The sequence below is a fragment of the Flavobacterium ammonificans genome (genome assembly GCF_020885975.1).
Lineage (GTDB): Bacteria > Bacteroidota > Bacteroidia > Flavobacteriales > Flavobacteriaceae > Flavobacterium > Flavobacterium ammonificans.
In genome coordinates, this window is the sequence record NZ_AP025183.1 from 352890 (window position 1) to 365364 (window position 12475).

Annotated in this window: 10 protein-coding genes; 8 read left to right on the plus strand and 2 right to left on the minus strand. The window is 34.0% G+C overall.

Annotated elements, in window-relative coordinates; genetic code table 11:
* Positions 1 to 5 precede the first annotated feature (5 nt).
* From truB to LPC23_RS01620, 3 genes are read left to right on the plus strand one after another with little or no spacing between them, the layout of a single operon-like run.
* Entirely contained in the window at positions 6 to 713 is a 708-nt protein-coding gene (gene truB, locus LPC23_RS01610; RefSeq protein WP_229330541.1) for a tRNA pseudouridine(55) synthase TruB, read from the plus strand.
* A gap of 55 nt (positions 714 to 768) precedes the next feature.
* Complete coding sequence (locus LPC23_RS01615) at positions 769 to 933, plus strand: hypothetical protein (protein WP_229325884.1); 165 nt, start codon at positions 769 to 771, stop codon at positions 931 to 933.
* Positions 909 to 1241 (plus strand): type II toxin-antitoxin system RelE/ParE family toxin, encoded by a 333-nt coding sequence (locus LPC23_RS01620; RefSeq protein ID WP_229325886.1) that lies wholly within the window; start codon positions 909 to 911, stop codon positions 1239 to 1241. The genes LPC23_RS01615 and LPC23_RS01620 overlap by 25 nt, the downstream gene beginning before the upstream one ends.
* Positions 1242 to 1258: 17 nt before the next feature.
* On the opposite strand, the gene LPC23_RS01625 is transcribed toward LPC23_RS01620, so the two are convergent.
* Entirely contained in the window at positions 1259 to 1852 is a 594-nt protein-coding gene (locus tag LPC23_RS01625; RefSeq protein ID WP_229330543.1) for a thioredoxin family protein, read from the minus strand.
* Positions 1853 to 2007: 155 nt separating this feature from the next.
* Between LPC23_RS01625 and pyrH the strand changes: the two genes are divergently transcribed.
* The 3 genes from pyrH to LPC23_RS01640 all read left to right on the plus strand — a co-directional run bounded on the left by pyrH (position 2008) and on the right by LPC23_RS01640 (position 5940).
* A complete protein-coding gene (gene pyrH, locus LPC23_RS01630; protein ID WP_229330545.1) occupies positions 2008 to 2715 on the plus strand; it encodes a UMP kinase in 708 nt (235 codons plus the stop codon).
* A gap of 81 nt (positions 2716 to 2796) precedes the next feature.
* Positions 2797 to 3360, plus strand: coding sequence for a ribosome recycling factor (frr, locus tag LPC23_RS01635; protein ID WP_229325893.1), 564 nt, complete (start codon positions 2797 to 2799; stop codon positions 3358 to 3360).
* Between the two features lie 93 nt (positions 3361 to 3453).
* A complete protein-coding gene (locus LPC23_RS01640; protein WP_229330547.1) occupies positions 3454 to 5940 on the plus strand; it encodes a DUF5686 family protein in 2487 nt (828 codons plus the stop codon).
* Here the strand turns inward: LPC23_RS01640 and LPC23_RS01645 are convergent.
* Positions 5929 to 8199 carry a cation:proton antiporter domain-containing protein gene (locus LPC23_RS01645; RefSeq protein WP_229330549.1) on the minus strand — a complete coding sequence of 757 codons (2271 nt, stop codon included), beginning with the start codon at positions 8197 to 8199 and terminating at the stop codon, positions 5929 to 5931. The two genes, LPC23_RS01640 and LPC23_RS01645, sit on opposite strands and share 12 nt — an antisense overlap.
* 190 nt (positions 8200 to 8389) lie before the next feature.
* Here LPC23_RS01645 and LPC23_RS01650 point away from each other — a divergent pair, with 190 nt between their 5' ends.
* Together LPC23_RS01650 and asnS are read left to right on the plus strand one after the other, a co-directional pair.
* Positions 8390 to 10810 (plus strand): efflux RND transporter permease subunit, encoded by a 2421-nt coding sequence (locus LPC23_RS01650; protein WP_229330551.1) that lies wholly within the window; start codon positions 8390 to 8392, stop codon positions 10808 to 10810.
* A gap of 171 nt (positions 10811 to 10981) precedes the next feature.
* Positions 10982 to 12415, plus strand: coding sequence for an asparagine--tRNA ligase (gene asnS, locus LPC23_RS01655; protein WP_229330552.1), 1434 nt, complete (start codon positions 10982 to 10984; stop codon positions 12413 to 12415).
* Positions 12416 to 12475: the final 60 nt, after the last annotated feature.

The following is a 12475-nucleotide window of genomic DNA, read 5'->3' on the forward strand; positions in this document are numbered from 1 at the left end:
TCCCTTTGAAAACAGCTGAAGAAGTACTAAACGGTCAAGTTATTTTAATTGACAAACCTTTAACTTGGTCTTCTTTTCAGGCTGTAAATAAATTGAAATACATTTTAAAGCGTCGTTTTGATTTACCCAAAAAATTCAAAATTGGACATGCTGGAACTTTAGACCCTTTAGCTTCGGGTTTATTGATTATTTGCACAGGAAAATTCACCAAAAAAATCACTGAAATCCAGGCACAACCTAAAGAATATACAGGTACTTTTTTCATTGGAGCCACAACACCTTCCTATGATTTAGAAACCGAAATTGACCAAACCTACCCTAGCTCTCATATTGATGAAAGTCTTATCCATAAAACTGTAGAACAATTTTTAGGCGAAATTGACCAAAAACCACCTGTTTTTTCAGCAATTAAAAAAGAGGGGGTTCGCCTCTACGAACATGCAAGAGCGGGTGTTGAAATAGAAATTGCTTCGAGAAAAACGACGATTTACGAATTTGAAATCACCCGAATTGCATTGCCTGAAATTGATTTTAGAGTCGTTTGCAGCAAAGGAACTTATATTCGTTCGTTAGCCTTTGATTTTGGAAAAGCAATGCAATCAGGTTCCCATTTAACGGCTTTACGAAGAACAAAAATTGGCAACTACGATGTTCAAAATGCGTTGACCCCTGAGGAGTTTGAGAAAAAATATGAGTTAAAATCCACTGAATAAGAACTTTGTAAAACGTTTTTTCTTATTTTTACTTTATTATTAAAACTCCATCCCAATGAAAACATCTATCAAAAAACCCAAAAATCTAGCAACTCCAGGCAAACCAATGTCCCAAGACGAATTTGTTTCTTTAATTAAAGAAGCGGAGGAAGGGGAGTTTATTTCTGAAAAGGAGTTTGACGAAAGATTTAAAAAATGGAGATCGGAAAAAAAGAAGTAATACGTTCCAAATATTACTTATTAGATGTACAAGATATTTTTGAATATGGAGAAATTACATTTGGCGAAAATGCAGCTTTAAATTTTTATGAAGATTTAAAATTAATCGTTAAAAATCTCGAAACTCAATACCTTCTTCATCCAGAGTGTCGGCATTTAGAAACCAAATCTAAATTATATCGAAATATCATTTTAGGTGCTTATTTAATCATTTATAGAATTAAACCTAGCCGAATTGAAGTGCTTCGAGCTTTTCATGGTAGTCGTTCTCCGAAAAGTATTAAATCTGTAAAAAAGATTAAAATATAAAGTCCCGATAAATTATTTCATATCAATTCCATAATTTCATTCTGGATACTTATCCCTTTATCGTGTAAATACCACAATTGCAAATCGGCTTTAGCAGTTTCATCAATAGTTCCAAATTGTTCTTTGTACTCTTTAATCAAATTAACCGCTCCTTGAGGTCTTGGTCCCCAATCTGCAACTACTGACCCTGTTGCTTTATCAATACAAATTAGTTTTGGAATAGCTTTGCCTTTATTGGTTAAAAAATGATTCATTAATTCTTCATGCTCATCGCGCAGCACTAATTTCATGTCGATTTTTCCATTAGACGCTACAGCCATTTTATTCAAAATTGGTAGAATCTGAGCTGCATCTCCACACCAACTCTCAGTAAGCACAAGCCAAATATAATAATGGTTTAAACTGTTTAATTTAACTATAGTCTCATCAGAAATTTTAATGGTCTTATCCAATCGACGCATTCTAGACTCATTCAATTCGCTGTAATGAGTCATTTCTTCTGTTTGTACTGTTGCTGTAGATTTTCCTTCTTTCAATAAATCGGCCGTTAATTTTCTGTATTCTAAATACGAATAGCTATTAAATAAAGCTTTGGCAATATATGTTTTCATTTTTCTACTTTTAATATACCGAAGATAGTCGATAGTATTCATATTGTCTGTAACAATTATTACATTATACAGAAAAACCATCAATTATTTTTTTAAAACACTATTTCAAAAAATGAGAATATAACTATATTTGCAGCAAATAACTCAACCAACTCATGAAATACAAAAGAATTCTTCTAAAATTAAGTGGTGAAGCTTTAATGGGCGATTTAAATTATGGAATTGACCCTAAAAGATTAGCAGAATATGCTGATGAGATCAAAATGATTCATGACAAAGGTGTGGAAATTGCCATTGTAATTGGCGGAGGAAACATTTTTAGAGGAGTTGCTGGCGTAAGTTCTGGGATGGATCGCGTGCAAGGAGATTATATGGGAATGCTAGCGACTGTTATTAACGGCATGGCTTTGCAAGGCGCTTTGGAAGACAAAGGAATGAAAACGCGTTTGCAAACTGCTTTAAAAATGGAATCTATTGCAGAGCCTTATATCAAAAGGAGAGCTGTTCGCCACCTTGAAAAAGGCAGAATTGTAATCTTTGGAGCAGGAACAGGAAACCCTTACTTTACAACAGATACTGCAGCTGTATTACGTGGAATTGAAGTGAATTCTGACGTAATTTTAAAAGGAACTCGTGTGGATGGGGTGTATGATTGTGATCCTGAGAAAAATGCTGCTGCCGTAAAATTCGATTATATTTCTTTTGAAGATGTATTGAGCAAAGGATTGAATGTAATGGATACTACTGCTTTTACTTTGAGTCAGGAAAATCAATTACCAATTGTAGTTTTTGACATGAATAAAGAAGGCAACTTGATCAAAATTTGCGAAGGCGAAAACATTGGAACTGTAGTAAATATTTAATAAGATAGAATAGACTTCTTAGATAGTTAGACCAAAAGAATCTAAAAATCTAAATAATCTATAAATCTAAATAATCTAAAAATGACTGAAGAAATTGAATTTATATTAGATAGTACTAAAGAATCTATGGAGGGTTCTATAGAACATTTAGGAAAAGCATTTCAAAATATTCGTGCTGGAAAAGCCTCTCCTGCTATGTTAGGAAGTGTGTTTGTTGATTATTACGGATCGGCATCGCCACTTTCACAAGTGTCTAAAATCAGTGTTCCTGATGCTAGAACAATTACTTTACAGCCATTCGAAAAAAATATGTTGCAGCCTATTGAAAAAGCAATTATGATTGCTAACTTAGGTTTCAATCCAATGAACAATGGAGATATGGTAATTATTAGCGTACCGCCATTGACAGAAGAAAGACGTAAAGAATTAGCGAAACAAGCTAAAGCTGAAGCTGAAGACGCAAAAATCGGAATTAGAAATGCGCGTAAAGACGCTAATACTGATATTAAAAAATTAGAAAAAGAAGGGACTTCAGAAGATATTTGCAAAAGTGCCGAAGACGAAGTTCAAAACTTAACTAACGCATTCATCAAAAAAATTGACGAACTTCTAGTTGAAAAGGAAGCTGAAATCATGAAAGTATAATCCCTTTTTTACTGTAAAATTAAAATCCGCCTGAGTTGTTAGGCGGATTTTTTTATGCTTACTTTTGTACTGCTTAAATATAAAGCGCTGTTTATGAAGTATTGGTATTGCATTATTATATTATTTTCGTTGTCTATCAATGCACAATTTCAATTGAATGGAATTGTGAAAGATGCAGCAACTGCTAAAGTATTGCCATTTGCCTCAATTACAACTCCTTCGGGCAAGAATACCATTGCTGATGTGGATGGAAAGTTTTCTATTTCTTCCATAGCACCAATAAACGAGTTTTCCATTTCCTACATTGGTTATGATAGAAAAAGAGTTTTAATCGAAAATGGAAAGTCATTTTATCTTGTTTCCTTGCAACAAAATACCAATGATTTGCAAGAAGTAATCATTCCGCGAGAAAATCCTGCAGTAGCTATTATTAGAAAAACAATTGCTTTAAAAGAGCAAAATAATCCACAAAAACGCGTAACTGCTTTTGAATTCAAATGTTATAATTCGTTAGTAATTACAGCCAATCCTGATTCAATTAGTGCTAAAATCGACACATTAATCACTAGTAAAAACAGTGTCAAAGCGGACTCTTCGAATTACAAATTCAAAAAAATGATTCAGAAACAACATTTGTTTCAAACTGAAAAAGTGTCCCTTTACCAATATAAAAATAATCACCTAAAAGAAACTATTTTAGGTTCTAAAATGGCCGGTTTAAAACAACCTATTTATGAAATTTTAGGTTTTAAACTCCAATCTTTTTCTATTTATGATTCCAATTACGAACTCTTTGAAACAAAATACAACAGTCCAATTGCAAATGATGCCATTAAAGAGTACAAGTACCAATTGCTTGACTCTACTGCAATTGACGGAAGAAATTTGTACCTAATTCATTTTAAAAACAAGAAAAAAAATAAATCACAGGGACTTGAAGGTGTACTGTATATCGATCAAAATACCTTTGGGATTGCCAAAGCAATAATGCGCATTAAAGGAGTATTAGATATTAGTGGCACGCATGATTTTAACTTTTTACCTCTAGAAAAAGTTTGGTTCCCGTCTAGTAAATCATTTAAAATCGTAAAGGGAAATAATGATGATGATTTAAAACTTTTAGGAGGAACTATTGAGTTTGAGGGCGATACTGAAAAAGATTTTAAGCCAAGAAAAAAAGGAGCTTCGGATTATATTTATTTATTTTCTAAAAGTGCCAATTTCGAGATTCAATTGAATCAGCCAGTCGAATTAAAAAAAGGTGCTATTGCATTGGAAATTAGCAAAGATGCCATTAACAGGACGGATGAGTTTTGGAATACCTACCGAAAAGACAGCTTAGACATTCGAAGTAAACGAACTTACACTGTATTAGATAGTATTGCAATAAAAAATCAACTAGAGCGTAAAATTACCATTGGTCGCCGACTAATAAATGGATTCCTACCAACGGGTGCTTTCGATTTGGATTTGCGAAAATTGTTTAGTTTTAATAACTACGAAGGATTTCGAATTGGTCTAGGAGGAGTAACTAATGATCGCTTCTCAAAACGATTAAAAATAGATGGATACACCGCTTACGGAACAAAAGACGGTAATTTTAAATATCATTTAGGAGTTGGGACTCGACTAAGTGAACCAACTAATTCTTGGATTGGAGTTTCCTACACAGACGATGTGAGGGAAATTGCAAGTACCGTTTACGCTATAGACAAACAAGGATTTAAAATCTATGACCCAAGACCATTAAACATAAGCACCTTTTACAATTCCAAAAGTTGGAAAGCTTTTGTAGAAACCAAATTCATTCCGAAGACAGAAAGCATTTGGGAAATTGCAACAGCTAAAGTAGAGCCAAAATTCAACTATGCCTATTTATTGAATGGAAAGACATACACTAACTTCGCCATGACCACGGCTATGGTTTCTTTAAAATGGAGTCCTTTTAGTGATTATATGCAAACCCCAAATGGAAGAGTGGAAGTAGAAAAACGATTTCCAAATTTTACCTTTCAATTCACTAAATCTATAGCAAACGGCACACTCAACGATTTCTCTTTTGGAAAAATTGACCTCAAAACAGAGTTGGAAAGAAAACATCTTAATGGGCAAAAAACCAGTGTGTTTATTCAGTCTGGCTATGCTTTTGGCGAATTACCCCTTACCCATTTATATAGTATTTCACCAAATAATATTACAAGAGAAACGATTATTCAGCGCGTTACTTTTGCAGGTAAAAACAGTTTTGAAACGATGTTTTATAATGAATTTTTCTCCAGCGAATATGTTTATTTTCAATTGAAGCACGGTTTTCAACGCATCACTCTTTTCAAGAAAGTAAAACCTTCTTTTGTGTTTGTAACCAGAATGGCGTGGGGAAATTTGCATCATGAAGAGCGTCATATTGGACTAGACTTTAAGACACTCAATCAAGGTTATTTTGAATCCGGAATTGAATTAAACCAAATTTATAAAGGAATTGGTTTAGTTGGTTTTTATCGATACGGCCCGAATGGATTGGTAAAATTCGAAGATAATATCGCAATAAAAATAAGTTATGTCTTGAATTTAGGGTTTTAAAATTAACACCGAAGGAATTCCACTCAACCAATCACTTTGAGAATCAACTAGCGATTTCCAACTTTCAAGACTAATTATCATAATATCCTTTGAAGCTAAAAACTCTTTTTTTACACCATCTTCCTGCATCAACTTAATATTATTGGGATATTTATTTTCTAAAGACTCTACAACGCTTTGCATTACAAAATTGTTTTGAACGTCGCCATTAACATCTAAAATTTCAATTTTAGAACTGTTATTGAAAATCAATTTTTGAGCATAATCTAGCAAGAAAGAGTCTTCAGAAGTAAAAATTGGCACAAAAACTTCATTTACATTTTGTAAATCTTTATCAATTAAAATACCAAGAGGCATTTTCGTTTTGGATATAATTTGTCGGGTTCTTTCGTCAAAAGGAGAATTTTCAAACAGTCCTTCTTTTCCTGTAAACTTGTCTATTAATCTATCCGGATTAATAATTCGGGTGGTAAAACCAATTACTTTCCCCAAAAGCGTACCTTCAAAAATTGACTTCCCTAAACCAACCAATAACAAATCATAATCTCCTTGATTAGCAACCTCTGTAATTTCATTTTCGATATCCAATGTAGCTTTAAATAAAGTATCAATTTCTTGGTTTAGCGATTTCGATTCTTCAAGCAAACTTACAAAACTCTCTTTTTCAATTTCTTCAGTATTAAACGTATGCATTTCGTCACTTAAGTATAAATGCATCGCTGTTACTGAGGTAGTCTTTTTTTGTTTTTTTGTTAAACTATTAGCCAAGCGCAACAATGATTTTCCTTTCTCGTCATTTCCAAAAGAAATTAATACTTTGTATTTATTACTATTCACAATGATTTCAGGCACTTCAGCTTCATTCTGTTTGAAAATAAAATTAATGAAGTCCAAAGCTGGACCAGTCATAAATGTAGTTACCAAAGCCATAATAACCATCATGGTAAATACTTCAGGAGTCAATACTTTAAGTTCCAATCCAATATTTAATACGATTAATTCCATCAACCCACGAGTGTTCATTAGGGCTCCAATCGTAAAGCTATCCCGCCATGACTGCCCCACAAACTTCGCCGCTAAAGCACTTCCAAAAAATTTACCAACTACAGCAACCAAGACAATGAAACCAGTTACTTTCCACAAATAAGGATCATTAATTAATCCTATTTCGGTTTTTAAACCCGTGAAAACAAAAAATAAAGGCAAGAGTAAAATCAAAGAAACATCTTCTACTTTTTCTATAAAAATGGTTCTGAATTTAGGAACGTCTGGCATAATTGCTCCAGTCATGAAGGCTCCAAAAAGTGCGTGAATACCAATTACTTCTGTAGCGTATGAAGAGATTATTAGTGTAAGAAAAAAAATAGCTACTACTGGTTTTACCAAAGTATCCTTAGTAACATACAGCTCGCCTATACGCTTTAAAAAAGGTTTAACTACATACAACATAGCCAAAACATAGACTACTGCCAAAGCAATAATATATAACGAACTCACAAAAGTGCCCGCTTTTACAATAGCAATTACCACTGCCAACAAACTCCATGCTGTAATGTCATCTGCCGCAGCACATGTTATAACTATAGCTCCTAGTTTGGTTTTTTGTAATCCCCGTTCCTGAACTATTCGTGCTAATACAGGAAAAGCAGTAATACTCATAGCTATTCCCATAAACAAAGCAAAAGAAAGAAATTTAACTCCTTCTGGCGCAAATTTATCATAGACAAAGTAAGCTAACCCAATTCCTAATGCAAATGGGAACATGATGCTGGCATGACTTATTACAACCGCCTCATTTGCTTTATTTTTTAATACTTTCAAATCCAATTCCATTCCAATAACAAACATGAATAGAATTAAGCCTATTTGACTAAGAAATTTTAAATTACCTAATGATTCAGCAGGGAATAAAGTAGCTGAAAATTCTGGAAAATACATCCCCAATAAAGATGGGCCTAAAACAATTCCCGCAATAATTTCTCCAATAACAGTAGGTTGACCAATCTTTTTAAATACCCAACCAAAAAAACGAGCTACAATAATTATTGTCACTATTTGAGCTAATAGTATCGCTAAAGGATCTTGTAGGTTGTGTACCATGGAGGCTACAAAATCATTCCAAGACCCGTTTTGACTTGATGCGGTATTTATTTCTTTATTTGCTTCAAGAAATTTTCCTTCTGAAATTATCCAATATATCAAAGCTGAAAACCCACCAGTTACAGCGATGTAAAATGCTCCGTTTTTATAATTTTTCATACCTCTTAAAACTACTTTAATCTACACAAAGATGTAAAAATCAAATATAGCAATTATTATAGTAATATAAATAGTAACCTAAATTTAATACAACACACTTTACTATCTTTGAAAGAATAAAATCAAACCAATCAAAATAAAGAAAATCAAGCCTATTTACCTACATTTGCATCGTTAAAATTACAAATTAATGATCAAGTGGTTTAGTATCGGTTTTTGGGAATTGTTTGCCCGAATTGTCCTTAGAAATAGGGTCTTAATGCTATCTATCGTGATAGTAATAACGGGATTATTGGCAACACAATGGAAAAACATTCATTTTACGCATACCGAAGCGAATATGTTGCCAGACGACAATGTAGTCAACATTGAGTACAGTGCATTCCTAAATAAATTTGGAGAAGAAGGCAACCTTATCATTATCGGAATCAAAGATGATGCGATTTTTACGCCCAAAGCATTTGCTTCTTGGACCAAATTAATGAACCAATTAAAAGATGACCAAGCAGTTGATTTAGCCATTTCGTTAAACGATCTCCAACAATTACAACGCAATGATTCTCTTGAAAAATTTGAATTAGTACCTTTTGTTGATCCTTCCAAAACCATAAACGAAGCCTATCTTTCAAAAATAAAAAAAGAACTTTTTAACGATTTACCTTTTTACGAAGGTCTTCTTTTTAATAAAAAATCAGGAAGTATTCGTTCGGCAATCTATTTGGATAAAAAAATTGTGAATACGCCTGCGCGAAAAGATTTTGTTATTAAACGATTGGTTCCTGCTGTTGAAGCTTTTGAAAAAGAAACCAATATTGATTTACGCGTATCGGGTATGCCCTATATCCGAACCTTAAACGCAGAAACAATTGTAAAAGAAATTGGCCTTTTCATTGGTGCTTCTTTATTGATAACTTCATTACTTTTCTTTTTCTTCTTTAGAAGTTTTAGAGCTACTCTAATCTCGATGATTATTGTAATTATTGGCGTAATGTGGTCGTTTGGTTTCTTAGGACTATTCAATTATGAAATTACGGTTTTAACGGCCTTAGTTCCTTCATTAATAATTGTAATCGGAATTCCGAATTGCATTTTCTTGACCAATAAATACCATCAAGAATACAAGGTTCACGGCAATAAAGCCAAGGCATTACAACGGGTTACAACCAAAATTGGTATGGCTACCTTAATGACCAATGTGACCACTGCAATCGGTTTTGCCACTTTTGTAGCATCTAACAACCAACTTTTATTAGAATTTGGAGTTGTAACTTCGATAAACATTATTGGACTCTTCTTTTTGTGCATTATTGTAATTCCTATTTTTCACAGTTATATACCAGCTCCTATAGACCGTCATACCAAACATTTAGAGCGAGGCTCCGTAAAACGTTTTATGGACTGGATTTTACGTAATGTAAAATACAATCGCTTTTCGATATATGTAGCGGCAATTGTGTTGCTTATTTTCGGAATAATCGGAGTGTTCCAAATGCGTATTTCAGGCAGTTTGATTGAAGACATGCCTAAAAAAGAACCTTTCTTTGAAGATATTATTTTCTTCGAAAAAGAATTTGACGGCGTAATGCCTTTGGAAATAATGATTGATACCAAACGCAAAAAAGGGGTAATGAAATTATCCACCCTCAAGCGAATGGAAGAATTGGAACAAACCATTGAAGAAATTCCGGAATTATCCAAAACCATGTCGATTGTCAATTTGGTCAAATATTCGAAACAAGCGTATTACAACGGTAATCCCGAATACTACGAATTGCCTACTTCGCAAGAGCAGGCGTTTATTTTATCGTATGCCAAAAATGCGACTAAAAATAACAAAGATAATTTGATGAAGAGTTATGTGGATTCCACGGGTCAATATGCTCGTATTACCACATTTATGCGCGATGAGAATGGCGGCAAAATACCTGAAATTGAAGAAGAAATTCGCAAAAAAGCAGATAAATTGTTTCCACCTGATCGTTATCATGTGACAATCACTGGAAAAGCATTGGTGTTCCAAAAAGGAACGGGTTACCTTTTAGACAACCTACTTTCTTCCTTGATTTTTGCTTTTTTCTTGACGGCACTTTTGGTAGCCTTCATGTTTCGCTCGTTCAAAATGGTTTTGGTTTCTATTATTCCAAACTTATTACCATTATTATTAACGGCTGGGATTATGGGATTTTTGGACATTCCGTTAAAACCCTCAACTATTTTGGTTTTTGGAATTGCGTTTGGACTTTCCGTAGATGATACGCTGCGATTTTTGGCTCAATACCGTGAGGAATTAAAGAAAAACAATTGGAAAATTCGCAAGTCGGTCTATGCTACTTTTAACGAATCTGGGTTAAGCATGTTTTATACTTCGATCGTCTTGTTCTTTGGATTTTCAGTATTTATGTTGTCGAGTTTTGGCGGTACAATTGCCTTAGGCGGACTTATTTCCTTAACTTTATTATTTGGAATGTTGTCTAATTTAATGTTGTTACCGGCATTGGTTTTGACATTAAATAAAACCTTGGCCAACGAACAAGAGTTTATTGAACCCAAAATCGATATCATTGAACATTCTGATGAAGAAATAGATAATCTCGAAAAACAAGAACGCTAGCCCCTATCCCGAAGCCTCTGGAGCGGTATCCTTTTTATTGAGTAAACTGAGGTTCTCGAAGGTTACGCAATAAAAAGATACAGCGGATAGCGGGAAATAGCTTCTATAAAAAAACAAAAACAATTATATTTGCAGCTTATAAAGCTGATTTTTAATATCAATACCATAAAAATGAAACACACAAAAGTTAAAGACTTACTAAACAGTTCATCGACACTTCAAGAAGTAAATGCAAAAGGATGGGTAAGAACTTTTAGAAACAATCAATTTATTGCGTTGAACGATGGTTCAACAATCAACAATATTCAGTGTGTAGTCGATTTTGAAAACACGGCTGAAGAAACATTGAAACGCATTACAACAGGCGCTTCGGTGTCGGTTACGGGAACTTTGGTAGAAAGCAAAGGAGCTGGACAGAAATATGAAATTCAAGTTTCAAAATTGGAAATTTTAGGTGACTCAGATGCAGAAAAATTTCCGATGCAACCTAAAAAACACTCCTTGGAATTCTTGCGTGAAAATGCGCATTTAAGAGTTCGTACTAATGCTTTTGGCGCTATTATGCGTGTGCGTTCTGTTTTGGCACATGCCGTTCATACCTATTTTCAAGAAAAAGGATTTGTGTATGTGAATACACCAATCATCACAGGGTCAGATGCAGAAGGAGCAGGAGAAATGTTCAAAGTAACGGCTTTGCCTTTTGACAATACACCAAGAACTGAAGAAGGAAAAGTAGATTACAAAAAAGACTTTTTTGGAAAAGAAACGAACCTTACCGTTTCTGGACAATTAGAAGGCGAAACTTTTGCGATGGCTTTGGGCCAAATTTATACTTTCGGACCTACTTTTAGAGCTGAAAATTCGAATACGTCTCGCCACTTGGCTGAATTTTGGATGATTGAACCAGAAGTTGCGTTCAATGATTTGGATGACAACATGGATTTGGCGGAAGATTTCATTCAGTATGTAATTAAATACACGATGGACAAATGTCCAGATGATTTGAAATTTTTAGAAAGTCGTTTGTTAGAGGAAGAAAAACAAAAACCACAAGCCGAACGTAGCGAAATGGCGTTGTTAGACAAATTAAACTTTGTCTTGGAAAACAATTTCAAACGCGTTTCTTATACAGAGGCTATCGAAATTTTAAGAGAATCTACTCCAAATAAGAAGAAAAAATTCAGTTATATCATTGACGAATGGGGTGCCGATTTACAATCAGAACACGAGCGTTATTTGGTAGAAAAACACTTTAAATGCCCGGTAATTTTATTTGATTACCCGGCGAATATCAAAGCTTTTTACATGCGTTTGAACGAAGACGGAAAAACCGTTCGTGCTATGGACATCCTTTTTCCAGGTATTGGAGAAATTGTAGGAGGTTCGCAACGTGAGGAACGTTACGATGTCTTGGTCGAAAAAATGAAAGCATTGGGGATTGACGAAGAAGAATTGTGGTGGTACTTAGATACCCGCCGATTCGGTTCAGCGGTACACTCTGGTTTCGGACTTGGATTTGAGCGTTTGGTGTTGTTTGTAACGGGTATGACTAATATTCGTGACGTAATTCCTTTCCCAAGAACGCCAGGTAGTGCGGAGTTCTAAAAAAAGGTAAAAGTTGAATAGTTTATAAGTTTAATTTTGCTAGACTTTTAAACTTTTAAA

What these genes read in the sequence shown, in the direction of transcription:
- pyrH (WP_229330545.1), top strand. Translation starts at nt 2,008, where the DNA reads ATGAAATACAAAAGAATTCTTCTAAAATTAAGTGGTGAAGCTTTAATG.
- LPC23_RS01650 (WP_229330551.1), top strand. Translation starts at nt 8,390, where the DNA reads ATGATCAAGTGGTTTAGTATCGGTTTTTGGGAATTGTTTGCCCGAATT.
- asnS (WP_229330552.1), top strand. Translation starts at nt 10,982, where the DNA reads ATGAAACACACAAAAGTTAAAGACTTACTAAACAGTTCATCGACACTT.
- LPC23_RS01645 (WP_229330549.1), bottom strand. Translation starts at nt 8,199, where the DNA reads ATGAAAAATTATAAAAACGGAGCATTTTACATCGCTGTAACTGGTGGG.
- LPC23_RS01625 (WP_229330543.1), bottom strand. Translation starts at nt 1,852, where the DNA reads ATGAAAACATATATTGCCAAAGCTTTATTTAATAGCTATTCGTATTTA.
- frr (WP_229325893.1), top strand. Translation starts at nt 2,797, where the DNA reads ATGACTGAAGAAATTGAATTTATATTAGATAGTACTAAAGAATCTATG.
- LPC23_RS01620 (WP_229325886.1), top strand. Translation starts at nt 909, where the DNA reads ATGGAGATCGGAAAAAAAGAAGTAATACGTTCCAAATATTACTTATTA.
- LPC23_RS01640 (WP_229330547.1), top strand. Translation starts at nt 3,454, where the DNA reads ATGAAGTATTGGTATTGCATTATTATATTATTTTCGTTGTCTATCAAT.
- LPC23_RS01615 (WP_229325884.1), top strand. Translation starts at nt 769, where the DNA reads ATGAAAACATCTATCAAAAAACCCAAAAATCTAGCAACTCCAGGCAAA.